This window comes from Paraburkholderia kururiensis JCM 10599 = LMG 19447 (assembly GCF_003986935.1).
Taxonomy (GTDB): Bacteria; Pseudomonadota; Gammaproteobacteria; order Burkholderiales; family Burkholderiaceae; genus Paraburkholderia; species Paraburkholderia kururiensis.
The window spans coordinates 40,848-62,541 of the sequence record NZ_RJZE01000033.1; the positions used below are offsets into that span (position 1 = coordinate 40,848).

Sequence of the window (21,694 nt, forward strand, 5' to 3'; positions counted from 1 at the left end):
GGCTAGCGTACGCCCGCTTTTCCGTCATGCCGGATCGAAAGATGGTGAAAAACATGCAGCTTTCGCAATCGGGATGCCGATTAATCGGCATTAATTGGACTGACTTGAGGGTTTGCCCGCACACGTTTGCGGTGTTCGTCCAACTTTTCGTCAGATACCGATGCATTAAGCATAATTGCGTCCCATGCGGTCTTTATATTGACCGGCTTCTGTCCCGAGCGAAGGTATTCGTGTCGACGCATACGAAAGAAGTAGGCCAGTTCAGTTACATGAAGCAGCGACGGAGAAAGGTCGCCGTCGAGCGAACAGTCGGGCGACGCAAAGACGCCCACGCCCTCGATGCGCCATACGCGGGGAAGTTTCTCGTTAAGAAAGGCGACCTTGGTGCGGTTCTGTGCGAGCGGCGACCGTCGAGTCTCGCGGGTACCATCGGCACGGACGACTTCAAGATCGTCGTAACCCATGCCGTGCACAATGCGGCCGCGCCAGTTCTTGGTCTCGATGACGAAAAGGCCGAACGGCGTCACGAGCATGTGATCGATCTCGGCGGTGGGGAAGGGCGTGCCCGGGGCATGCTCGATTAGCACCGCTCCTGCATGAAGGTGGAAATCATCGCCGCACAGCCACGTAAGCACGCGTCGCAGTTCGGCGTCGACCACGGCTTCGCCAGTCTCGCCGCGCTGCTGCGCACGGGTGGTTGGCATTGAGCTGGAGGGCGCATATACCGGACCGGAGAAGCGCCAGCCAGGTTCTTTGCGCGGGGTGCCACGCTTCGAATAGCGGTAGCCGATATAGCCAAGGATGATCACGACAATCAGGCCGAACATGTTTTGTTGCTCCAGCATGCAATTGATGGGGTGATTCGAGTGTGCCAGACGCGGCGCGAAGTCAAGCTCCGGGTCAGTGGGATTTTTCGGCGCGTCGAGGTCGCGAGCCGGTCGCTGCGCGACGCGCTATAGCAAGAGCGGCTCTTCCGATCGGGAAACTGGAGCGCACGCGGTAGTGCAAGGTGGCCTTGCACCATCAGGTCGCAGGCGAGGACCGGAAAGCTCAACAAAAAGTGCAGCTTTTCGGGAAAAGCCGTGCAGGCGCCTGCACGCTATTGCCGCCGGCATAAGCCCCCCAGAATTCGCGATCATTCCAGCACTCGTTGTCAACTAGGCTCCGCTAACCTGCTCATATTCCCGCGTCTCCGACGCATCGAGCCTGCCGCACGGTTCTCGTGCAGCCCATTCCCTCCACATCCTCTCTCGCGAGTCCGTTCGCGGTGGCCTCTATCGGGGTTACGGCGTACGCGCTACGCGCTGGATTTCCTTGCCCGATCCGGGCATCGAAACTGCCAGGCAAAGCCTGGTCATCCCCTTGTGCGTTAATTTTTCTGGAGAGAAGGATGCTGGATCTGCTCAATCCGTATTTCAAGGACGTGCTGACCTCGCCGGCCAAGCTGCTGGCCTTGTGTCTCGTCGTCTTTCTTGCGTCAACCTCGTTCGTCGTCAGCCTCTTTCTGGCGATGGCTGTTTGCGGCAAGCTCGCGCAGACGCTCAAGCGTAAGGCGAAGGCTCTCGAAGCTGCTGAAGCCGAAGCGGAGCGCGCGCGCGCCGAGGCTGAACGTGTGGCGGCCCTCGATGCGCTGAAGCAGGCCGCCGCGGTCGCCCAGCCGGCGCCGCCGGCACCGGCCCGGCAATACGCCAGATCGGCTGTCGTCATCCCCCTGAAGCGCACGGGGACCCACACGTAGGGGTCCCGTCATCCCTGCACCGCGGCCTTTGTCGCGGTGCACCCTCTACCCGAACCGGGAATCCATTCCCGGCCAGGGGTGCGATTGCCCGGTCCATTCCGGAGCAATCTCATGAAACAGGACGTCGCTGCCTGGCAGCTTGACATCTTCGGCGGCGAGGCCACTCCGGTACTCGTCGTTCAACCCAGACCCGATCCGCTTCCCGATCCGCGGCACTGGAGTCCATCCGTACGCGAGGCGATGGTAGATGCGCTCGTCTCGCTGGCGCGCGACAGCCGCCGCGGCGACCGCATGCCCGAGTCGCTGATGGACTGCGCAACGATGCTCAGCGAGCGCCTGCGTAACGTGAAAGTCGACGTCGACGACTATCGTGCGACCCTAGGCTGGATCATGGGCTACTGGGCCGGGGCCTTGCCGTATGAGCACGTCTGCAGCGTCAACGGCATCGATCCCGAAGCGATGCAGCAGGTGATCCTTGACACGCCACTACTTGCGCGTGATCTCGAGGAGCTGCGCCGAATTTGTTTCGGCTCCCTGCTTTAGGAGGTCTCATGGCTGCGATTCATCTTCTCCGCGCATTTGCCGAACTGTTTCCTTCCTTGTCCCTGGATCCAGGACATACCGCCCGACCTTCCCCATCACAAACTGTTGCCCCACAGACCCGCGAAGTTGGTCACGGCGCAAGCAACGAGACGTTCGTCTTTATCTGCGGGGTTCCCCATCTGTTCGTTGACGAGGGGAGCTGCATCGTGCAGTTCCGCCCGGCATTCGACGAGGGGCCGCGCGACACGCCCTTCGGCACCAAGATCCTGCCGGAGACCGAGCCGCACTGGTCAGTTCTTCGCGAGCATTGCGGTTCGCTGAAAGACGCGATCGCATCTGCGATCCGCGCGGAGGGCACACCGCAAGTCGTGTCTGCGCCTGGTACCCGGCAGGCGTCGGACGCCGCGGCCCATGCAGGTCGGGTTGAAGCGCCGCTGGCTGCTGGCGACGACGATGTCCGCTCCGAGCCACGCACCGCACGCGAACGCGCGCCACGTCGTGACGGTCACGGAGCGGCGACTACTGGCCGTGTACTCGGTTGGGGCGAGGAACAGTTCCCGAGCCGCAAGCCGCAGGGCAAGCCGTTTTACACCTCGTTTGCCATGCACATCGACACGCTGGCGGGAGAGCGCGTCTTGCAGGGCGAAGGCCTGAAGGACGCAATCGCGCAAAGCGGCTGTTGTGTCGGCGACATCGTCACGGTCAGACGTCTGGAAAAAATCAAGGTACCCGCGTTCACGGACAGTGGGCGCCCCATCATCAGGAACAACCAGCAGGTCCTCTGGGATAAGTGGCTCTGGTCGATCACACGTTAACAGGAGTTTTTCATGGCATCAGTGAACAAGGTCATCCTCGTCGGCAATCTCGGCGCGGACCCCGAGGTGCGTTACATGCCCAGCGGCGACGCCGTGGCCAGCATCCGTCTTGCCACGACCGACCGCTATAAGGACCGGGCGTCGGGCGAGATGAAGGAAGCAACGGAGTGGCACCGCGTCGTCTTCTTCGGTCGCCTCGCAGAGATTGTCAGCGAGTACCTGAAGAAGGGATCGTCGGTCTACATCGAAGGGCGCATCCGCACCCGCAAATGGCAGGCTCAGGACGGCACCGACCGTTACTCCACCGAAATCGTCGCGGACCAGATGCAGATGCTCGGCGGTCGCAGCGGCGGCGCCCAGCGCGATGCCGCAGGCGACAATGGTTTCGAGAGCACGTCGCAGGGCCGCGGCCAGCAGCCGTCGCGGGAGCAGCGTCATGACCCGCGGGCTACAACCGGAACGCGCGCACAGCCGCCGCAATCCTCAGCTGGTGGTGGCGCCGGTATGCGTGTGCCGGCCGGTGGTGGCTTCGACGAGATGTCGGACGACATTCCCTTCGGCCCGGCCTATGCCCGCGCGGCATGGTCTGCCATCTGATCCCGGAACCGCTCACCGTTCGGCATTGTTGATCCCGTAAATCCTCACCCATCGTCTTCGTGGCGCACCCTCCGGTGCGTCACGCGACGATCTTCCTGCCCGTGCGCGGTCCGCTGCGCACCCACCTGCTCTGCACATCGCAACCCTGTTCAAAGGAGTCGCCCGCGAGAGGCAGACGGCTCCTTTGAGCACGCGTTTCCCACGCCTGTCTCAGGCACCGACCCAATCCACTTCCACAACGGAGAGTGACTATGAGTACATCTGGACGCGGGCTGTCACCCGAGCAGTACGAGTGGCTGCAACGCAGGCTGAAGGAATTCACGCTCTCTCCGGAGGCATGGATTTCGACCTTGATGAGTTATGGCATCGCCGCGAGCTACCTGACCGGAAAGGCGTGCGCCTGCCCGGTCTGCGGCGGAGACGACCGTTTTACCTACGACAACAAGCTGGGCCGTGGTGACTGGATCTGTCGTCAGTGTGACGACGGCAGACCCATGGCAGGAGACGGGCTACAGCTTATCGCGCGAGTGAACCGCATCGGGCTCTTCCGATTGATGCGGCAACTCGACGGCGGCTCACCACCGCCGCCAGCGCGCCGCAGTGCGAACGTGAATGCCCCCGCGCCGAAGCGCAGGGCAAGTCCTGAATTCGCCGCGAAATGGCTCAACGGCATCTGGAACAGCGCTCGCCTGCAGGCCGTGGGCGACCTCACGATGCGCTATCTGCACGAGCGGGTACCCGGCCTCACGGCCGGTCCGTCACCGGCGCTGCGCTTGGGCATGCTGGAGTACAGGCATGACGACAAGGTGCTCGGCAAATGGCCTGGCATCGTTGCTCGCTTTGAGCTACCCGACGGGCGGCTTGGAACGCTGCACCGGACGTTCCTCGATCCGGTCAAGCCGGAGAAAGCGACGATCGTGGCGCCGGATGGCGAGATCCTTGATTCGAAGCTCAACGGCATGACGCTCAACCCGCTCGCGGGCGGCGCCGTGCGCCTGATGGACCCGGTCGACGGTGAGATCGGTGTGGGGGAGGGACTCGAGACGGTGTACGGCGCTCACATGGATTCGGGCGTGCCGGTCTGGTACTGCCTGAACCGCATCCACCTCTCCCAGTTCGTGGTGCCCGAAGGGATGGGTATCAAGGTCGTGCACGTCTTCATGGACTTCGACCACGTCGATCCGAAGACGCGACAGTCGCCTGGTGTAGCGGCTGCGATGCTGCTCGCGAAGCGCCTGCGCGCGGAGGGCTACACGGTCGTGCTGCATCGTCCAAGGTTGCGCGGAACCGACTTCGCCGACCAGTGGAAAGCGCGATGGATCGCGGCGCGTGAAGCGCGATCCGCCGTTCGGCTTGCCACACATGCTGAACGTCGCACCCTGGCCATCTGATTGACCGCCGGCCTGTCCGGCGCATTTCGTGAACCAGCCCGGTGGGGATTCGTCCCCGCCGGGGACATTCCGTCGGGCTCTTTTCCTTTGAGGCAGAAAATGAGCTATTTCCAGATGATCGTTGGCAAGCGATTTACGATTGTCGCGACCGACGGCAACCGGCCGGTATGCAAATCCGAGGCGGTCGCGTTCGACGTGTTCGATCGGAATGCGTGCAGGACTGTTGCCGAAGGGCAGCCGTTCGAAGCGGCATTCGACTTCTGCACCGCGCGGCTCGCAATCAAGGCAGCCAGGCCTCTGCAGTAATTTCTCCCCTGAAACGACGGCGGGTCCCACAGCAACTGTGGGACCCGCCGTTTTTTTTCGTCTGTGCTGAGCGCTAGCGTCCGAGTCGCGTCCACCAGACAAACACGCGCAGCGCGCCGAGAAGGACGTACCAGCCGCCTACCGCCCAGAAGAGGGCGATCTCGATAACGATGAAGGCCACGGTGGTGAAGTGCCTGAAGCCATGTTCGTACAGGACAACCATGATGGGGATGGCCAGGAGGCATGCCGCGGCGACGGCCGCGCGACGCGCCAGCCAGTGCCAGCCCATGAAAGCGGCCCATGCCTTTGCGAGGAAGTCCATCATTCGGTCCCGCGTTGCTGATACGCATCGAGCAGGCAGCCGACCTTCCAGCCGGCAACGACGGCGGCCACGCACGCGGCGATGAACAGCCAGGTCAGCGGCTCTGTCAGGCGCTGGCCGTGAAGGATCGCGTTCACAAGCTGGTATTCCATCTGCGTTCTCCGTTTATGCGGTCTTGCACTGGCGAACGATCGTTGATCATATCCCCAGCGCATTGATTTATCTTCGCACACCGCGCCCAAAGTCAACCGCGGATCAGTCGAGGTATCCCGCCAGCTGGCTGCCGATCGCGTCGCCAACCATCGGGTCGACATCGACCGAGCCTCCCAGGCGCAGCGCCTGGATGCCCTGGGCTGGGCCTCCCGGACTTCGCGGGATGGGGAGCGCGTCGCCGCCGACGTCGGATTCAAACGAAGGCTCGCGCCCGGCCGCATGCGATGCTGGTCCGCCCGCCCGTGTGCTTTCCGGCAACAGCTCGCCCGTCAATTCAAGCCGCAACACCTTCTCTGCGAGCGCGCGCAGCACGGCAGCCCGCTCGCGGGCCGTTGCACACTGGCCCAGTCTCGCATGAAGCAGGGGGCAGACGAGTGGATTGATCGTCACCGCCATTTCGTACGTGTCGCTCATGCTGCGCGCCGCTCCCGTGCGAGGAGTGCCTCCCCGATGATCAGAAAGCCGCGGGCGTTCGCGAGGCATGGTGAATCGATCAGTTCGATGACGACGCGCGGGAACGCTTCGCGGATCGCCGCGGCGTAGAGCGCGGCACCGCCTCCCGAGAGGATGATCGAGCGCACGTTCGGGAGCCTTCCCACGCTGGTCTGCATTTCCTTCACGACGCCTGTAATAACCGGCTCCGCGCGTTTGAGGTACGGGGCCAAGGCGATGTCCTTTCCATAGAAGAAGAACGGCTTCTGTTCCCGAAGCGCCTTGTCGATAAGCTCGATGCTGTCCACCTCCTCGCCTTCGTCGCGCGCGATCAGATTCGCGATGCGCTGCGAGATCTGCGATGCTCCGCCCGGCATTCCACCGCTGAGCTTGTCGTCCATGGTCAGGCCGTTCGCGTACACCCAGTCCGTCGTGAAATATCCGACGTCCACGACCAGATGCGCGTCGCTCCCACCGAAGCCTCCCGGACGTGCGCTCGTAGCAAGCACGAGTGACCCCAGGGGCTGCGGGATCACGATGACCTTGTCGATCACAACAGGCCCGAACCCGAAGTCATGCTCACCGGCGAAACGCTCCTTGAGTGCGGCAGCGAACTTCTTCATGTTGTGCACAGGGAGCCCGAGCACGAGCCGGTCGATGTGCGTGACGCCCGCGAAGTGGATCGCACCGAAGAGCAGCGCAGCGTAGTTGTTCGTCAGGACATAGTCGTCGGCGAGTGCGCGCCCCGTCTTGCCATAGGCGGCCGTGAGTGAGACGTCGGGACCGACCTCATACTCGATCTGGTCGACGATGACGGTAGCGACCTTGCGGGACTTCAGGACGCCCTCGCCGTATCCCGCTAGCGCACGGCTCGCGGCGAGCGGCGCGAGCGAAGGGAACATGCCTGTCGCGACAGTACCGCTGGCCGCACGGTATGCATATTTAGTATTGCCGTAGCCGACGTCGATTGCGAAGACGGGGGTTTTCATGGAAGTGTGTTCCTCAGACAGGTTGGGCCGGATTCACTGCCAAAGCCGGACATAATCTCCGGCTTCGTTGGCGGGCCAATGGCGAAGTCGTACATAAAGTCGGAGATACCGATCAGCGTCCGGGGAATCTCCGACATAAGCCCGGAGATTGCGATGGACTGCCAGGCAACTCCGGGATGAACTCCGACATTGCGATGACCAGTCTAGCGAGCGGCGTGAGAAGTCAAGTCGGCGAAAGCAGACGCGTTCCGGCGAGCTTTTGGATGTGTGCACTTGCGGCGGCCGGCTATTCTTGGCAATATCTGCCGCGTCCCTGACGCATCGACCTGAAGTGCAACGCGCTTTCGTGCGTCCTCAATCTGGCCTCCTTGGCCGTCGCCCCCGCCCGCGAGGGCACGCTTTTTCCCCACTGTCCGCGTTCCATTGTGACGCGGCTTTTTTTTCAATCGAATCAAGTCCACGGTGATCCACCATGAGGACCACCGGACAGTGCGATATCCATACGATCGGCGGGTGTCCGCCGCGATGATGCGCAATGAGGAAATGTGGACGCGGACAGCCGGACAGTTCGCGACCTGCCTCATGTGCACTACACACGTCCTTTCAGCACACCACGCTGGGTGCGTTCAGGAGGCCCGATACACCGCGGCTGACGTGAACGTGCTTTGGGACGGGGGAGATCCTGCGCGCTGGCTACGCCGGCGTTTCGCGACTCCCTGAACGGAAGACAGACCGGTTCGCGCGACCGAGACCAGAACAGCGCAACAGGAATTGCCCGGCAGTTGACCCGGGCGCGGTTGGCCCGCGAAAGCGTGCTCCGCGCCCAGACGCAGGTATGCGTCCGGGGTCGGTCGGGTAGCCACGGCAGGCGGAAGTCAGCAGTAGAGGCGGGCAGAGTATGCGCGAAGCGCAATGCCCCGCGCCGCAGCAGGTGGACAGTCGGAACGCATCTCTTCCGTGCGTCGGGCTGATCGGATGGAATCGCTAAAGGCAGGGAAGGCAGCAAACCCCACGCCGGGGGCAACGGCGAAGCCGCGTGGCAGGCGGCGCGTAGATCGGGCTGCGAACGAGGGTACCCGACGCCAGGCAGGGCGTCGCCCGCGCGCAGCATAACATGGCCGGGGACAAGACCCGGCTGGTAGCGGAGTGTGTATGGCAGCGATCCTGAATATACGGGCGGTCGTACGTGGGCATCGCCTGACGCCGCCAATGGCGGAGGCGTTGATCCGGCTGTTCGGCGAACACGTGTCGGCGGTGCACAGCACGACACGCATCAGCACGAAGGCCCTCTCGATCAAGACGCAGGAGCGCCGCACGAGCGCGATCTGCAGGGCGTTCGTGGAGTTGCGCGAAGGCGGCTTCGCGCTCGCGAGCCCGTGGAACCTGCGAAGCAAACACGTGGCCTGGCTGGTGTCGAAGTGGGTCGGGGAGGGCCAGTCCGGTGGCACGATCGAAAACAAGCTGACGTACCTGCGCGCACTGGCGGACTGGATGAGCAAGACCGGCGTCGTGGGTACGCTTGGAGACTACGTGGACCGGCGTGAGCACGGCCTTGTGCGCTCGTATGTCGCCGAGGCGGACAGGTCGTGGGCAGCCAACGGCGTGAACGCGACGGAGAAAATTGAGGAGATCGCGCAGACGTGCCCGCGCGTCGCCGTGCAGCTGAAGCTGCAGGCGGCGTTCGGCCTTCGTCTTGAGGAGAGTTTCATGCTTCAGCCGCTGCGTGCAGTCAGGGATACAGGGTTTCTGGCGGTCACACGGGGAACGAAGGGAGGGCGGGCACGCGACGTTCCGCTCGATGCGAAGATGGCGGTGCTCGAAGAGGCCGCGCGCTTCAGCAATCCGGTTACGGGTTCGACCGTACCCGAGGACCGCACGTTGAAGCAGTGGCGTGACTGGTATTACTACGTGATGGACCGGCACGGAATCACGAAGGCCGGACTTGGTGTGACAAGCCACGGTCTGCGCCACCAGTATCTGCAGGAGCTGTACGAGAAGATGACCGGTGTAGCGGCACCGGTCAAGCAGGTGGGGACGCGCCCTGATCCCGCATTGCATGCAGAGGCGATGCGCAGGGTGGTCGAAGCGGCCGGCCATAGTCGCGTGACCAAGGCCAATGCGTACCTGTCGACGTTCGCCCGGCAGGAGCGGCTCGCGAAACCATTGGTGACATTGGCGCAAGCCGCGATGGCGCTCCAGGCTGCGGGCGGCAACAAATCGCACGCGGCGGCTGCACTTGGGATTTCGCGCCAGGCGCTTTACCGGCTACTTGCGTCTGGATGAGCAGAGCAGTTCGTGAATGGGCGCCAAACAACGAACGATATGGGATAGGCCCATGACCCCGCAGGATCGAGAATATGACCTGTCTCTCGGTTCTGGCGCCTCTCCGACAAAGCCAGAACAAGCTTGGACCGGCCCGCGTGGCCGGTCCTTTTTTTTGAGATATTCCGGGATCTCCGCAGACGTGGAACTTCCCGCCAACAGAGGTTCAATCGTCAGCGCTCAGGTATCGACCGAAATGCGAACTGCGTCGATACTGGCGGAGTATCAAGGCATCTACCTCATCAATGCGGAATACCTTGCGGGTGAAGAACCAGGGCGAAAAGCTCTTGCGCTCGCGTTTCGCTGATTCCGCTATGAAAGTCGATCGATAACGGATGGTTCGTCTGCTCAAGCTCGACAAGTGGCCTGTTCGTCCCTGCCTGTGGGAACGTGCGAGCCTTTAAGCCCACCATCGACGGATAGCCCGGAAGTTGATTTGCTAGCCAGCTGAAGTACGGTCCGCCGGGATCGCCCGATGCAAGCCTGGTCTCATAGTCCCTGAAGTTGTGCTCGCTAAGCGAAACCCATACTCCCCACAAGAACGGCTCTGCGGCACCCATGATCGGAATCTCCAGGCATGCCCGCGCGAAGAAATACCGACCGTCGATGACACAAAGGTCTTCACTCCACCAGGCGCGCGCCTCTCTGTCCGCCTCCGCTATCTCCAGTAAATATCCGGGGACCTTGAAGCCGATGCTGGGCTCCCCTTCGTGCCATTCCGAACATTGCGAGCACTTGAATCTCAACACACCCATTCGATCTCTCGCATTATCTGTGTTGTGGTCCGCCATTGTCGCCAGTCCTGGAATCGACGTCGAACGACCCTTCATTCCAAACGCCGACGTTCCTCCAGTGCGGACCCCATGGTATGAACGCTTTGTTCGCGTTGCTCCCTACCAGCGGTCTCGGTCGGGCAGCGAATCGACTCCGACCGCGATCCGGTCCTCGAAGAGCAGCTCGTCGTCGTCCGACGGTGAGTAGATGCGCGGGAACTCGGCGTAGCGCTCACCCTCCATTTCAACCCATTTGGCGAGCTGCACGAGCTTGCGGTATCGGGCGGCATCCATGAGGACGGGCGCGATGGGCCAGCCGTCGAAGGTCACGATCGTGGCATCGATCAGGCGACGCGCGATCATCGCGAAAACGGGGCCCATCTCCTCCCAGTTCTGCTTTGTGCGTGATAGCAGGTCGAGGACGGCCGGAATGTCGGCCGCACCGATCTCGCGTTCAACGAGCCGCTGCAGGTCTGTCTTGTCGGTCTCGGGTCGGTTAAGCCGGCGGTTCCATATTTCAGCGACGCGGTCCTTCGCGGCGCGCTCGTCGGGTTCAATGGGCTCCCACGGTGTCTGCATGCCACACTCGGCGCAGTAAACGCACACCAGATGCTCCGTCGGCGGAGCTTCGGGGGGCCGTGGCACGCGGTCCCCAATGCGGGGGGGGCCAGCGAGCCGTCCCCACTCGGTATAGTCGAATTTGGGGTCGGGAAGGAAGGAGGTAAGGCGTTGGGAGCGGCCGAGGGTGGGGCGGCCGCCGCAGTGGTCGCAGGGGATGAGCTGCTCGTACATGGCGATTGGCTTGAATGGTTGCCCGCCATTATCCACACTGTGTTTCAAAACCGAAAGGTGGGCGTCAACTCCCGGCTCGCGCCATTCAAACTGGATATGGAAGCAACCGGAGAAAGCGAGGGCATCCCCGTCTGAGCGTGTGGAGCTCGTCACCGAGCATTATGTCGTCCATCGTTACGCCTGCGCTTCGCGTGGACCGAGTATTTTGTCCCTGGTGCCCGTCATGCGGTTCGCATCCGACCCTTGGTCGCGAATCGAGGTGCTACGTCGCCCATTCGTATATCGCTGCTTCGCAGACAGTGGACGGGACCGGCGTGAGCGCTTTATGGCCTCCCGCGTGCCGGGCAAAGTCAGGTGTTCCGTTGGGCTGCTGGCAGTCGTACCTCTTCGAGCCGCTCCCGGTCGGTGTCCCACTCCACGACCGGCACACCACTGACCTCGCGAAGCATCTGCTTTTCCAGCTTGCGGTGCTCGTAACTGGCCATCCCGTTCATTCCGTAGACCTCGATGTGTGTCGCCGGCGTCGTATCGAGCAACACGAAGTCGGGCAGCATCGTGTCGCCATCGGACAGGCGCATCGGCTTGTCGAAGGTCCGGCGCTCCGCGACCAGACGGTTGGCCATCGCGACCTCATGCATGGAATCGCAGGGCAGGAACGCAGCTGAGCAGAGCATCGCGGCGAGATCGACGACGCGAAGATGTCCTTTGGGCGTGCGCTCGATGAGTATGAGCGCGACGACGCGCGCGCTTGCCTCTCCAATGGCGCGCCACGCGTGCCCATACTTCTTCGCGGCAGCGGCGATGAGTGTCGGGGTAGTGAAATAGCGCTGCCTGCGCTGCCGCAGCGTGATGGATTTGCCGTACTGGGTGTCCGCGACCTCTCCGATCTCCCCGAGGATCAACGCGCGTCGCGAAACCTTTCCGTCGTTGTGTATCCCGTTGAGGAAAACATCGAACTCGGCGTTGATTGCATCGCGCTCGCTTTCCTCGTAGCGGCGCATGACATGCAGCGAATCCTGCGCACGCGCGCCGTTAATCAGGGCGTTTTCACCGAGGCCGCCGAGCAGCATTGCGTTGACGGCACCCCAGCCGCGTGCCATTGAGGAACCGCGCCATGCGTTCAGCCGGCCGTTAGCCCACAGAGCCTGCAGAAATGCGAGAAGCGAAGCTGTCCGACGGGACATGCCGCCAGGGCTTCCGGCCGCACGTGGGCCGGGGGATGAGGTCGCCTCGCGTTGGACGAGGGAGGCGTCGAGGCGGACGTTCATACCGTTGGGACCTTCGAGGATGGCAGCGCGACCGTCATTGCCGGCGGTGCTGCTGGCATCGTGCGTCTTGCGAAAGTCACAGCCGTCGGTATGGTGCGGTCCGTCATCGGGCCACCCGGCGAGATGGTAGAGCGAGCCGTACCTGCGGATCACTAGTTTGCGCGGTGAATCCGGGCGGCAGTGGCAAAGTGCGTGGCCCGGGTTGATCTTTGCCCGTTCGAGGCGTCGGGCGAAGCGCGCCGGGTTCTCCTGGATGTCGGACAGTGCGAACGTGCTGCCGTCGAAGGATACGTTGGGCACTGGCGATTCTCCTTGCGAACGCGGGTCAGACGAGAACCACGATTGAATCTGCGAGGCCGCGCCAGAAGGTACCGTCGTCAGTATCGAGGACGGTCACCATGCCGCGCGAGAGCTCGTGTTCGATCACGACGCCCGCCCGGCTTTCGCGGGAGCGGCCGGGGTAGCGAACGCGGCGCAGGCGCAGCGATGCGGCACCATCGTGGTGGTCGGTCGCGAAGTCCATCCCGTTATCATCGCGCGGCTCCCGGCACGCTGACGCGCGAAAGAGGTGGGATTTGGCAGCGTTTGCGGGATGGAGTCAGCAGGAAAGCTCAACAGAAAGCGCAGCTTTTCGGGAAAAGCCGTTCAGGCGCCTGAACGAAAGGGGCTCGCAGGGGCGACTGCATGCCGGCCACGCCGAACGTCCGCAAAGAACGGAGCGCAAACGCCGGGATGGCGGCAATGAATTTGATTGAGCCTGCCCAGGCCCAAGGTCTTGTCAGGTCCAGCACGTATATCGCCGCAGAGCGCGGGCGTGATTGTCCATGCGCGATCATTCTCGAACGCGCCGTAGGCCCCGAACCGCCCGAAAGCCCGCCGATATTGGCTCCATAGGCTGACGTCGCCGCGTATCGGAGATTCCTCTCCACAGCTTTGCCAACAGAATCTGTGGATAACGCCGTGTCGGCTGCGAGCGAAAGCCCGCGCATGTTCGCACTCTTTGAAGGTCTCTGTCAGAGGTATGCGGGCTTAACATGCCCTCATCACCAGCGTCATCGACGCATCGACATGGGCCGGCTTTGCCGGAACTTCCTTTCTTTCCCTGTGGGGCATCGCGCCCGCAGGGGCAATGCCCCTCGTTTGTTATGGAGTGGGCATGAGCAAGAAGAGCACGCAGCGCAAACATGATCTGACGGCCGACGGGCACCAGCGAAACCTGGTCGCGCTGTTTAGGGAGTTTTCGTACGGCCACCACCTCGACACGGTGTTTCGCGATTTCGTTGAGCTGGCCGCGCTCGCGATCAGCAATAGCGTGGACCGGACACACTTCGAGACCCGCGAGAAGCGTTATCTCGAGATCGTCTGGAAGTACAGGCGAGAAGAGGTCGCGAGGTTCCCCAGGATGCTGGCCGAACTCACACTGTCGTTCGAGAGGCGCGTCGAAACGATGCTCGCTGCGAGTACCGTGGGCACACGCGGCGGTGGACTGGCGGACGTGCTAGGCGAGACCTACATGATGCTCGGGCTTGGCAACGACCGGAGCGGACAGTTCTTTACGCCCTACCATGTCTCGCATCTCATAGCGTCAATCGTGACAGGCGGAAGTGTTGAGGTCGCACGGTCGCGAGGCTTCGTGCGCGTACATGAGCCGGCATGCGGCGCCGGCGGCATGGTGATCGCAACGGCCGAAGCCTTCCGCGATGCAGGCCTCAACTACCAGAAGGCGATGCACGCGACGTGTATCGACATCGACCCGTGCTGTGTTCACATGAGCTATCTGCAACTTTCCCTGTTGCACATTCCAGCGATCGTCGTGCACGGCAACGCACTATCGATGGAGGTGTGGGGACACTGGTTCACCCCCGCCCATGTGCTTGGTGGGTGGAGCGCTCGCCTGCGAACGCGTCGCGCTGAGGACGCCATGCGCGAGATGATCGGTCGCGCACCGGACAGCACAGCCGACGATACCGCATCCGCTGCGGAGCCGGCGACTGTGCCGGCGATGTCGACCGATGAATCGCCCGTAGAACACGCAACGGAGGTCGCGCTGGTCGAGCCGGTACAGGTGGACACGGCCGGACTGGCCGATCTGTTCGACGATGCCGTGCAGCCGCAGTCGGGCCCGCAACAGTTTCTTGAGCTCGTCGACCAGTTAACCCTGTTCTGAACGATGGTCCGGACCTGTTCCGGGCCATCTCCCGAAAGCTCCCTCGCATCGGCGATCTTTTCGCGACCGGGTACAGCATTCGCGCGGTATCGTCTCTTTACCTACTGCGCCTCGTGCGCATCGACCCTGGCCCTCGCGGCCGCTCTCTGTTCACCCTTCGGGAATCCTCTTCCCGTTGGGAGCGGGTTCCCTCTCCAGGAGACCTGCAATGCAACAGCAACCCACCATGCGACTCGGCGACATCAAGCTGGGCCGCAACCCCCGTCGTTACTTCGATGCGGCGAAGATGGCCGAGATGGTCGAGTCCGTCCGCCTGCAGGGCGTCTTGCAGCCGGTTGTCGTGCGTCCGCTCGATGACGGCTCGCGCGAACTCGTCTGCGGCGGCCGTCGCTACCGTGCTGCGATGGAGGCCTGCGGGCCCGACTATCCCATGCCCATCGTTCTCAGGGAACTGGATGACTTCCAGGCGCGCACAGTCGCCCTCATCGAAAACATCCAGCGCGACGACATGGCTCCGTCGGAAGAGGCCGTGGGCGCCGCGGAACTTGTCGGCATCTGCAAGGGTGACCGGGACGAAGCGGCCCTGCAGCTCGGCTGGACCCGTCAGAAGCTCGACTCACGCCTCGCCCTCATGAACTGCAGCGCCTCCGTGCTGGATGCGCTCGATACGCGCACCATCAAGCTCGGCCACGCCGAGCTGTTCGCCGCCTTCACGAAGGACCAGCAGGAGAAGCTTCTGCCTGTGGTCGTGAAGGAAAACCGTACGGTAGCGGATCTGAAGAAGACGCTCGAGCAGGTCTCATGTTCGTTGCCTGCCGCGATCTTCGACAAGGCCGATTGCTCCGCGTGCCCGCACAACTCTGCTGCCCAGGCCGAGATGTTCGGCGAATCGATCGGCACGGGGAGCTGTACGAACCGCGCCTGCTACAACGCGAAGACGGAGAAGCAGCTCGACGCGATTGCCGCAGGCCTGCGTGACGAGTACCAGACCGTGCGCATCGTCCGCCCCGGCGACAATCACACGCGCATCCAGCTCGTGGCTGACGGTCCCAAGGGCGTCGGTGCCGAACAGGCGAAAGCCTGTTACGGGTGCCAGAACTTCGGCGCGGCGGTGAGCGGTCTGCCGGATTCAATGGGCAACGTCTACAAGGGCCAGTGCTTCGACACGGTCTGCAACATGAAGAAAGTCGCCGCGCGTATCAAGAGCGAGAAGGCGCCAGCGACGGATGCGGCGAAAGCTGCGACTGCGCCAGGCGCTTCGAAGGCGGCGGGTGCCGCGAAGGACGTCAAGTCATCGACGGCAGCCAGTCCCGAGCCGACAGTGGTGGCCGAGTCCGACCGCGTCAAGACGTATCGCGTCGCGCTCTGGCGCAAGGCGTTGCGTCGCGAGGTCAGCTCGGACGTGGCGCTCGCTCGTCAGTATCTGATCGCGGTGGTTGCGACCGGTCAGGCGAGGAGCATCGCAGCTGAACCGCTCAACACGATCTGGGAGCGTCTCATCGACGACAAGCCAGGTGTGTCTGACTTCCCAAAGGCCGCGTCGGCTGCCGGACAGTTGCACTCCGACGTGCAGGTCAAGCTGCTCGTTGCGCTCACGATGTCGGCCATCCAGGGCGTCGACGTCGAGTATCTCGTGAAGATGTGCCGTCACCACAAGCTCGATCTCGCAAAGCATTGGAAGCTCGACAAGGAGTTTCTGGAACTGATCACGAAATCCGAGATGAAGGTGGTGGCCGACGAACTCGGCCTTCGCGCCGCGATGGGCGACAACTTCAAGAAGGTGTTCGCCAAATCGAAGTCGGAGGTTATCGATGCCCTGCTCTCGGTCGAAGGCTTCGACTACGCGGGCAAGGTGCCGAAGGTCCTGAAATACTGATGCTGGCCGTGGCGGTTGCCACGGTTCCCTTTTCTTCACGCCGCCTTTGCGCGGCGTTTTTTCATTCCCGTGAGGTTTCATATGTTCCAGCAACTCGAAGCGTTCGTGCGCGAGACCGGCAAGGTCACGCTCACGCTGAAGATGGCGGGTGACCAGATGGCAGTGGTCATGGTGCCGGGCAGCGACTCGAAGGAGGCCGCGATGCGGCAGCCACTGGTGCTGACAGCGAGCCCGGCCGAGCTGGATGAAGGCTTCGCTGACGCGCTGCGGACGTTCGAAGGCGCACACCGCTCACTCGCGGAGCAGGTGAGCGCCACGACGGAAATCCTGCAGGCGGCAGAGAAGTCGCAGGCGGGCAAGGCGCACAAGGCGTTGTCGAAAGGCTCGAAGCCGGCATTGCCAGCGCCCGCATCCAAGGCCGACGACAACGACGAAGGCGATGACGATGTGGCTGACGAGGGTGAGGGCAATGGCCAGCCCGCGGCGGCCGCGCAGGCGACGACATCGACGGTGTCCGATGCCGGCCAGACTGACCTTCTCAGCCTGTTGTGAGGGAGGCGTCATGACGATCAGCATCGCCACAATCCTTCGCGAGTTCACCTACAACGGCATGCGGTTCGTTGACCCTGGCCCGGCGTTCACGCCGGATCAGGTCCGCGATCTGTACTCGGCGCAGTACCCGGAGCTGACGACCGCGACGGTTGATGGCCCCGAGTTCTCGGGTGAAGTTGCCAGCTACAAATTTGTCCGCGCGGCGGGTGCCAAGGGCTCCCATGCGTAAGGACACACTGCTCAGGGCGCTCGCCGATCCGGCGGGCAGCTTCTTCAACTCACAGGAACCGCCCGAGAGGGCGGTTTTTTTACATGACGACGAGGTTCGCACATGCTACTCGATCCTTCATGCGTTGATCGACCAGTCGATGCGGCTGCCGGCGGGGCATGGCAATCGCCACGCGCTGCCGCTGCCCGACATCGACCTCCCGATTCTGTTCTGACGTTGCCCGGGTTCGCCGCTGACGTGCCACGCGAGGCCACCATCCGGTGGCGCGCCGACGTGGCGGTGGAGGCAGTCGTGCTCGAGCAGTTCCGCTACGGGCCGTTGCGCGCCGCAGATGTGCATGCGCCGGTCAGCCCGGTCGATGCATTCCAGCAGGCCTTTTACGCCTGGGTGCAGCGGCAGATCCGCGAGCCGTTTCGCTTTCTCTCGTTCGGCCTCGACCTGTTCGACACGAACGCAGTGATGGACATTCTCGAGCATGGGTATGGCGTTGATGAGTTCAGGCCAGATGGCCCGCGGCATCTTGGCGTGCGGCTGGAGAACGAGTGGCTGCATGAGATGGGTGTGCTTGCCCAGCCATTACGGGAAGCTCATCCGCTTCTCTTGTACACCCTCTTTGACCTCATTGACCGGGTGTCGGGCAAGACCGTTCTGATCCGCACGCCGGGCTGGTTCCTCTGTGAGGCGGCCTGCCGTCACTGGGACGGCGACGAAGCAGCCACGGATGCCGACGTCAGCGAATGGATGAAGGAGTACTACGGTGAAGACGAGGAAGTCGTGAACCGTTTTCTTCCATCGGTGCTGCGCCCCGAGCTGTACCCCGACGAGATCCGGATGCCAGCAAAGGTTCCCGGTCGACGCTCGCGCAGCCAGGTGCTATCCGGGCGGGAATTGCGGCATCTGCAAAGCGGCGCCACGCCACTCGTGACCCGGGTGTGCGTGGAACTAGCCGCGCTGCACCGCCTACTCGGGCGCGCAGGTAATCGACCGTTGCTGAACGACGGCCATGACGCGCGGCCGCTGTATTCGGGCTGCTCACTGGTGCTCGAGAGCAATGAGCGTATCGGCGAGTTGCTCGACGACTTTATGAATGGCGAGTACCAGGGCGGCGAGGCCACCGAGTACAGCTGCTTCATAACATTTTCCAACAGCAGGCAGGGCATCTGTGCGCAGTACGCGCAGTGGAGCCTCGCCCTTCAGATGCTTCGCCACCTTGACCGCCTTCTGGCGCTGGTGGTGAGCCCTTGACCAGGAGTTTTCATGAAACGTGTTCATATTGGACAGACCGGGCACGACGTCACCCTGTCGTCGGCCCTCCTGCTTTACTCGGCGCAGGACGGGTCGCGTTACGCGACAGTGCATTCCATCGCGGCTGAGCGTCAGGCAGGTCGGCCCGTGATCGGTGCAGGCCGGCCACTGAGCCGGCGCGCGCTCGTCGACGCACTGGTACAACTTGACCGAAACGCTGCGCCGCGCGCCGAGTTCCTCCCTGGAAACGTGCTCGGTGTGACGTCAGCTGCAGTGACGTGGTGGTGTCCGCCCATGCGGCGCCGCGTGTTTTTCCAGTGTCCGACGGTCGGTGAACGGAGCGCGGTGGTTCCGCACCCGGGCCTGGTCTTCCAGGCCGGTGCGGGCGGGTTCCGCGTTTTCGCGTTGAGGGGAAATACGCGCCCCGAGGCCGGCACCGAGCTTTTCGAACCACCGTACTTCAACACGTGGGACCACGGCAAGATCTGCATCGGATCGGCCCGTGTTCCACGACGCATCGAGGTCTCGGCAATCGCAGGATGGGAGGAGGGCTTCTTCACGTCGGCGTTTACTCACCCGAATCAGGGGGGCAAGCGCGTCGAGTACGCGAAAGGCTTCTATGGGTTCTGGACCGACATGCTCGACGGGAAGTTCGACACGTTTCCGCTCGAAGTGCTCGTCCCGATGAAGGGCGCCACGGCGTGCAGGCTGGTCGGAGGAAAGATCGGGGGTGAGGCATGAATCCGGTCGATACCGTCCTGCAAGGGTCGTTTCCGTCGGTGATGGTGCCCACGCGTGAATCCGTCGCGCCGATTGCTGGCGCCGGCGAGCGACTGCTCATCGCTTCCAATGGCGTGTTTCTCGAAGTCGACCGTCCGTGGATCAGGGTGGTCCGCCGCCTTGGCGCATTCGACTGGCGCACGACGGTTCCGTATGGCGAGGTGGGAGAGCTGACGGATCTGCGTTGCGGTGCCATTCCCGCCGCACTCGTTGTGGAGTTCGCCCGCCTTGCGCGGGCGGCACTGCCCAACGAAGTAGGCGCATGGATCGTGTGGGACGCGGTGACGAGGCAATTCAGGCTGGAAAGGCTTGCGTCGCTTTCGCACGGACCCGCCCATCTGCACTATGGGCGGCCGCAGTTGCGTGAAGGGGAGTGGCTGGTTGTTGACTGCCATTCGCACGGTCACGGGAAAGCATATTTCTCGTCCACCGATGACCGCGATGACGCGCACGACGTGAAGCTTGCGCTCGTGCTCGGAAGCTGCGATCGCACGCCGTCGGTGGCATTGCGGCTGTGCATGAAAGGCCGCTTCGAGGTTCAGGCCGGCGCCCCGGCTCACTGGCTGGCGGCACTGGCCGGGGAGGTCGCATGACTGGCGATGTTCTGCACGCTACCCCGGAACATATGGCGCGGAGCGCATGGAAGGTCGTCGTGGTCGGTGCGGGGGGGACCGGCAGTGCCCTGCTGCCGTCGCTTGCCCGACTGCATCACGCGATGGTGGAGCTCGGGCACCCCGGTGGTATCGAGTGCACGGTGTACGACGACGACACGGTGAGCGAGTTCAACGTCGGCAGACAGGGGTTCTATCCGAACGACGTGGGCCAGTACAAGGCAACGCTGCTCGTGAACCGCCTGAACCTTCTGATGGGCACGAACTGGGTGGCCGAGCCGCGGCGCGTCGATTCGCGGATTAACCTGCATGCCGATCTCGTGATCGGCTGCGTGGACTCGCGACGCGCGCGCCATGCAATTGTGCAGGCCGCAAAGCGGGGAAAGTGCCGTTACTACCTCGATTGCGGCAATGAGGGGGATCGTGGTCAGGTTATTCTCGGCGAGTTTGGCAAGCCGCGGCACGACCGGTTGCCCCACGTGGGCGACCTGTTTCCCGACATGCTGAATCCGAAGAACGACAAAGCCGACGATACGCCTTCGTGCTCGATGGCCGACGCGCTACGCAAGCAGTCGCTCGTCATCAATCAGGCGATTTCCGTTCAGGCGTTCAACCTGCTCTGGTCGCTGTTTCGGAATGGTGGTCTGGTGTTTTCCGCCGTGTTCGTGAATCTCGCAACGGGACGAACGAATCCGGTACCGATCGACCAGGCAGCATGGGCGCGCTTCGGATACGAAGCACCGCCTGCAGCCAAGCCGGCGCGGCGTCGCACGATTGCGCGCGGCGGCTAACCTTGACGAGCCGCCGACCTGCTCGGCCCACGCTCGCTGTTTTCTCGATCAGCGCCGCCCCTTAAAACGGGCGGCGCTTTTTTTTGTCCCCCGTTGCCATGCGCGGGTGCGATGCGCATCACGCGTGGCACAGTGACGGAACGAATAACACTACCGTCGCTGCGACCGCGAGCGCAGGTCCGAACGCGACGCGCGAAGGGGCCGCGGCGTTGGAGCGTGCGTTGCGCACCAGTCCGACGAGCACTACAAGGGCGGCCGCGATGAACGCGACCGGCGGCAGCGCCTGCCAGCCGAGCCACGCGCCGATTGCCGCGAGCAGCTTGAAGTCGCCGTGGCCGATGCCATCCGACTGCGTGATGGCTACGACGACCAGCGAAAGGATACGGAGGCCGAGGTAGCCGCCCACCGCGCCGATCACGGCGTCTGGCAATGGAGCGACGTGGTTGCCGAGATTGACGAGCAGGCCCAGGCAGAGCAAGGGCAGGGTGACTGCGTCCGGCAGCAGGTGATGTCGACGATCGATGTCGGCGGCGATGAGCAGCGACAGGCACAGCAACCAGGTAGCGAGCGCGGGCAGTGACACACCCCGTGTGGCGAGCGCCGCTGCCGATGCGCCGATGCACGCCAGCGCACCCCAGACCCGATCGCGGACTCGCGTTGGTTCGCGTTGCGCGGTCTCACCGAGTGACCGCAGGACAGCCGTGGCGGTCGCGGCCGACATATCCGGCACCAACGCACCAACTGTGCAGGCGGTGCCAATGACTATGGCGAAAAGCTCAATGCTGACGAACGATGGCATAGGCTGGCTTAAACTGTGGAGCAGCCCCCTGAATCTCCGGACACAGTCTCCCACTTACAATAGCGGGTAGGCATAAGACTGTGTTTTTGACTAACAACAAGCAAGAAGTGATGGAAGTGTTGGCGGGGCCGGAGCGCCGGCGG

At 63.1% G+C, this 21,694-nt stretch carries 26 protein-coding genes; 16 read left to right on the forward strand and 10 right to left on the reverse strand.

All coding sequences use genetic code 11. The annotated features are described in order from the left end of the window. Window positions 1-80: 80 nt before the first annotated feature. Entirely contained in the window at window positions 81-827 is a 747-nt protein-coding gene (locus tag PKKP23_RS30025) for a nuclease-related domain-containing protein (protein ID WP_161978163.1), read from the reverse strand. Window positions 828-1,390: 563 nt separating this feature from the next. Here PKKP23_RS30025 and PKKP23_RS30030 point away from each other — a divergent pair. The 6 genes from PKKP23_RS30030 to PKKP23_RS30055 all read left to right on the forward strand — a co-directional run bounded on the left by PKKP23_RS30030 (window position 1,391) and on the right by PKKP23_RS30055 (window position 5,390). Beyond that, a complete protein-coding gene (locus PKKP23_RS30030) occupies window positions 1,391-1,738 on the forward strand; it encodes a hypothetical protein (RefSeq protein ID WP_126879563.1) in 348 nt (115 codons plus the stop codon). Between the two features lie 111 nt (window positions 1,739-1,849). Next, on the forward strand, window positions 1,850-2,281 hold the full coding sequence (locus PKKP23_RS30035) for a hypothetical protein (protein ID WP_126879564.1): 432 nt from the start codon (window positions 1,850-1,852) through the stop codon (window positions 2,279-2,281). An 8-nt stretch (window positions 2,282-2,289) separates the two neighbouring features. Then, window positions 2,290-3,096, forward strand: coding sequence for a hypothetical protein (locus PKKP23_RS30040; protein WP_126879565.1), 807 nt, complete (start codon window positions 2,290-2,292; stop codon window positions 3,094-3,096). A 12-nt stretch (window positions 3,097-3,108) separates the two neighbouring features. Continuing rightward, a complete protein-coding gene (locus PKKP23_RS30045; protein WP_126879566.1) occupies window positions 3,109-3,693 on the forward strand; it encodes a single-stranded DNA-binding protein in 585 nt (194 codons plus the stop codon). 353 nt (window positions 3,694-4,046) lie between these two features. Then, complete coding sequence (locus tag PKKP23_RS30050; protein ID WP_240659195.1) at window positions 4,047-5,084, forward strand: primase-helicase zinc-binding domain-containing protein; 1,038 nt, start codon at window positions 4,047-4,049, stop codon at window positions 5,082-5,084. Window positions 5,085-5,183: 99 nt separating this feature from the next. After that, entirely contained in the window at window positions 5,184-5,390 is a 207-nt protein-coding gene (locus tag PKKP23_RS30055) for a hypothetical protein (RefSeq protein WP_042303608.1), read from the forward strand. 73 nt (window positions 5,391-5,463) lie between these two features. On the opposite strand, the gene PKKP23_RS30060 is transcribed toward PKKP23_RS30055, so the two are convergent. The 4 genes from PKKP23_RS30060 to PKKP23_RS30070 form a co-directional block, all read right to left on the reverse strand. Then, on the reverse strand, window positions 5,464-5,715 hold the full coding sequence (locus PKKP23_RS30060) for a hypothetical protein (protein ID WP_126879568.1): 252 nt from the start codon (window positions 5,713-5,715) through the stop codon (window positions 5,464-5,466). Then, window positions 5,712-5,864, reverse strand: a complete 153-nt coding sequence (locus PKKP23_RS33840; RefSeq protein ID WP_156125940.1) for a hypothetical protein — start codon at window positions 5,862-5,864, stop codon at window positions 5,712-5,714. The genes PKKP23_RS30060 and PKKP23_RS33840 overlap by 4 nt, the downstream gene beginning before the upstream one ends. A gap of 103 nt (window positions 5,865-5,967) precedes the next feature. Next, complete coding sequence (locus PKKP23_RS30065; protein ID WP_126879569.1) at window positions 5,968-6,339, reverse strand: hypothetical protein; 372 nt, start codon at window positions 6,337-6,339, stop codon at window positions 5,968-5,970. Then, a complete protein-coding gene (locus PKKP23_RS30070; protein ID WP_126879570.1) occupies window positions 6,336-7,346 on the reverse strand; it encodes a PRTRC system protein D in 1,011 nt (336 codons plus the stop codon). The genes PKKP23_RS30065 and PKKP23_RS30070 overlap by 4 nt, the downstream gene beginning before the upstream one ends. Before the next feature lie 1,152 nt (window positions 7,347-8,498). Between PKKP23_RS30070 and PKKP23_RS30075 the strand changes: the two genes are divergently transcribed. After that, entirely contained in the window at window positions 8,499-9,629 is a 1,131-nt protein-coding gene (locus PKKP23_RS30075; protein WP_126879571.1) for a helix-turn-helix domain-containing protein, read from the forward strand. Window positions 9,630-9,910: 281 nt separating this feature from the next. Here PKKP23_RS30075 and PKKP23_RS30080 read toward each other — a convergent pair whose 3' ends face one another. The 4 genes from PKKP23_RS30080 to PKKP23_RS30095 form a co-directional block, all read right to left on the reverse strand. After that, entirely contained in the window at window positions 9,911-10,459 is a 549-nt protein-coding gene (locus PKKP23_RS30080) for a DUF2199 domain-containing protein (RefSeq protein WP_161978164.1), read from the reverse strand. A gap of 102 nt (window positions 10,460-10,561) precedes the next feature. After that, window positions 10,562-11,233, reverse strand: coding sequence for a Lar family restriction alleviation protein (locus PKKP23_RS30085; RefSeq protein WP_126879573.1), 672 nt, complete (start codon window positions 11,231-11,233; stop codon window positions 10,562-10,564). Between the two features lie 350 nt (window positions 11,234-11,583). Beyond that, on the reverse strand, window positions 11,584-12,801 hold the full coding sequence (locus PKKP23_RS30090; protein ID WP_126879574.1) for a DUF1173 family protein: 1,218 nt from the start codon (window positions 12,799-12,801) through the stop codon (window positions 11,584-11,586). A gap of 25 nt (window positions 12,802-12,826) precedes the next feature. Continuing rightward, the gene (locus PKKP23_RS30095; protein ID WP_126879575.1) at window positions 12,827-13,024 is read right to left on the reverse strand and encodes a hypothetical protein; all 198 of its coding nucleotides are present in this window, start codon (window positions 13,022-13,024) and stop codon (window positions 12,827-12,829) included. Window positions 13,025-13,657: 633 nt separating this feature from the next. Between PKKP23_RS30095 and PKKP23_RS30100 the strand changes: the two genes are divergently transcribed. From PKKP23_RS30100 to PKKP23_RS30135, 9 genes are all read left to right on the forward strand, one after another. Next, window positions 13,658-14,668 carry an N-6 DNA methylase gene (locus PKKP23_RS30100; protein ID WP_126879576.1) on the forward strand — a complete coding sequence of 337 codons (1,011 nt, stop codon included), beginning with the start codon at window positions 13,658-13,660 and terminating at the stop codon, window positions 14,666-14,668. A 208-nt stretch (window positions 14,669-14,876) separates the two neighbouring features. After that, entirely contained in the window at window positions 14,877-16,544 is a 1,668-nt protein-coding gene (locus PKKP23_RS30105; protein ID WP_126879577.1) for a PRTRC system ParB family protein, read from the forward strand. Between the two features lie 81 nt (window positions 16,545-16,625). Continuing rightward, on the forward strand, window positions 16,626-17,096 hold the full coding sequence (locus PKKP23_RS30110) for a PRTRC system protein E (protein ID WP_126879578.1): 471 nt from the start codon (window positions 16,626-16,628) through the stop codon (window positions 17,094-17,096). 10 nt (window positions 17,097-17,106) lie between these two features. After that, entirely contained in the window at window positions 17,107-17,325 is a 219-nt protein-coding gene (locus PKKP23_RS30115; protein ID WP_042303797.1) for a PRTRC system protein C, read from the forward strand. Continuing rightward, a complete protein-coding gene (locus tag PKKP23_RS33845) occupies window positions 17,318-17,539 on the forward strand; it encodes a hypothetical protein (RefSeq protein WP_052382435.1) in 222 nt (73 codons plus the stop codon). The genes PKKP23_RS30115 and PKKP23_RS33845 overlap by 8 nt, the downstream gene beginning before the upstream one ends. A 23-nt stretch (window positions 17,540-17,562) precedes the next feature. After that, complete coding sequence (locus PKKP23_RS30120; protein ID WP_161978165.1) at window positions 17,563-18,570, forward strand: PRTRC system protein F; 1,008 nt, start codon at window positions 17,563-17,565, stop codon at window positions 18,568-18,570. A gap of 12 nt (window positions 18,571-18,582) precedes the next feature. Next, the gene (locus PKKP23_RS30125; RefSeq protein WP_126879580.1) at window positions 18,583-19,311 is read left to right on the forward strand and encodes a PRTRC system protein B; all 729 of its coding nucleotides are present in this window, start codon (window positions 18,583-18,585) and stop codon (window positions 19,309-19,311) included. Further along, a complete protein-coding gene (locus tag PKKP23_RS30130; protein WP_126879581.1) occupies window positions 19,308-19,943 on the forward strand; it encodes a PRTRC system protein A in 636 nt (211 codons plus the stop codon). The genes PKKP23_RS30125 and PKKP23_RS30130 overlap by 4 nt, the downstream gene beginning before the upstream one ends. After that, entirely contained in the window at window positions 19,940-20,752 is an 813-nt protein-coding gene (locus PKKP23_RS30135; RefSeq protein WP_126879582.1) for a PRTRC system ThiF family protein, read from the forward strand. Before PKKP23_RS30130 ends, PKKP23_RS30135 begins: the two co-directional genes overlap by 4 nt. Before the next feature lie 118 nt (window positions 20,753-20,870). On the opposite strand, the gene PKKP23_RS30140 is transcribed toward PKKP23_RS30135, so the two are convergent. After that, window positions 20,871-21,551 carry a prepilin peptidase gene (locus PKKP23_RS30140; RefSeq protein ID WP_126879583.1) on the reverse strand — a complete coding sequence of 227 codons (681 nt, stop codon included), beginning with the start codon at window positions 21,549-21,551 and terminating at the stop codon, window positions 20,871-20,873. Between the last annotated feature and the right edge of the window lie 143 nt (window positions 21,552-21,694).

Bases quoted from the DNA above. Each gene is read 5' to 3' on its own strand.
- PKKP23_RS30025 (WP_161978163.1), bottom strand. From the start codon at position 827: ATGTTCGGCCTGATTGTCGTGATCATCCTTGGCTATATCGGCTACCGC.
- PKKP23_RS30030 (WP_126879563.1), top strand. From the start codon at position 1,391: ATGCTGGATCTGCTCAATCCGTATTTCAAGGACGTGCTGACCTCGCCG.
- PKKP23_RS30035 (WP_126879564.1), top strand. From the start codon at position 1,850: ATGAAACAGGACGTCGCTGCCTGGCAGCTTGACATCTTCGGCGGCGAG.
- PKKP23_RS30040 (WP_126879565.1), top strand. From the start codon at position 2,290: ATGGCTGCGATTCATCTTCTCCGCGCATTTGCCGAACTGTTTCCTTCC.
- PKKP23_RS30045 (WP_126879566.1), top strand. From the start codon at position 3,109: ATGGCATCAGTGAACAAGGTCATCCTCGTCGGCAATCTCGGCGCGGAC.
- PKKP23_RS30050 (WP_240659195.1), top strand. From the start codon at position 4,047: ATGAGTTATGGCATCGCCGCGAGCTACCTGACCGGAAAGGCGTGCGCC.
- PKKP23_RS30055 (WP_042303608.1), top strand. From the start codon at position 5,184: ATGAGCTATTTCCAGATGATCGTTGGCAAGCGATTTACGATTGTCGCG.
- PKKP23_RS30060 (WP_126879568.1), bottom strand. From the start codon at position 5,715: ATGATGGACTTCCTCGCAAAGGCATGGGCCGCTTTCATGGGCTGGCAC.
- PKKP23_RS33840 (WP_156125940.1), bottom strand. From the start codon at position 5,864: ATGGAATACCAGCTTGTGAACGCGATCCTTCACGGCCAGCGCCTGACA.
- PKKP23_RS30065 (WP_126879569.1), bottom strand. From the start codon at position 6,339: ATGAGCGACACGTACGAAATGGCGGTGACGATCAATCCACTCGTCTGC.
- PKKP23_RS30070 (WP_126879570.1), bottom strand. From the start codon at position 7,346: ATGAAAACCCCCGTCTTCGCAATCGACGTCGGCTACGGCAATACTAAA.
- PKKP23_RS30075 (WP_126879571.1), top strand. From the start codon at position 8,499: ATGGCAGCGATCCTGAATATACGGGCGGTCGTACGTGGGCATCGCCTG.
- PKKP23_RS30080 (WP_161978164.1), bottom strand. From the start codon at position 10,459: ATGGCGGACCACAACACAGATAATGCGAGAGATCGAATGGGTGTGTTG.
- PKKP23_RS30085 (WP_126879573.1), bottom strand. From the start codon at position 11,233: ATGTACGAGCAGCTCATCCCCTGCGACCACTGCGGCGGCCGCCCCACC.
- PKKP23_RS30095 (WP_126879575.1), bottom strand. From the start codon at position 13,024: ATGGACTTCGCGACCGACCACCACGATGGTGCCGCATCGCTGCGCCTG.
- PKKP23_RS30100 (WP_126879576.1), top strand. From the start codon at position 13,658: ATGAGCAAGAAGAGCACGCAGCGCAAACATGATCTGACGGCCGACGGG.
- PKKP23_RS30105 (WP_126879577.1), top strand. From the start codon at position 14,877: ATGCAACAGCAACCCACCATGCGACTCGGCGACATCAAGCTGGGCCGC.
- PKKP23_RS30110 (WP_126879578.1), top strand. From the start codon at position 16,626: ATGTTCCAGCAACTCGAAGCGTTCGTGCGCGAGACCGGCAAGGTCACG.
- PKKP23_RS30115 (WP_042303797.1), top strand. From the start codon at position 17,107: ATGACGATCAGCATCGCCACAATCCTTCGCGAGTTCACCTACAACGGC.
- PKKP23_RS33845 (WP_052382435.1), top strand. From the start codon at position 17,318: ATGCGTAAGGACACACTGCTCAGGGCGCTCGCCGATCCGGCGGGCAGC.
- PKKP23_RS30125 (WP_126879580.1), top strand. From the start codon at position 18,583: ATGAAACGTGTTCATATTGGACAGACCGGGCACGACGTCACCCTGTCG.
- PKKP23_RS30130 (WP_126879581.1), top strand. From the start codon at position 19,308: ATGAATCCGGTCGATACCGTCCTGCAAGGGTCGTTTCCGTCGGTGATG.
- PKKP23_RS30135 (WP_126879582.1), top strand. From the start codon at position 19,940: ATGACTGGCGATGTTCTGCACGCTACCCCGGAACATATGGCGCGGAGC.
- PKKP23_RS30140 (WP_126879583.1), bottom strand. From the start codon at position 21,551: ATGCCATCGTTCGTCAGCATTGAGCTTTTCGCCATAGTCATTGGCACC.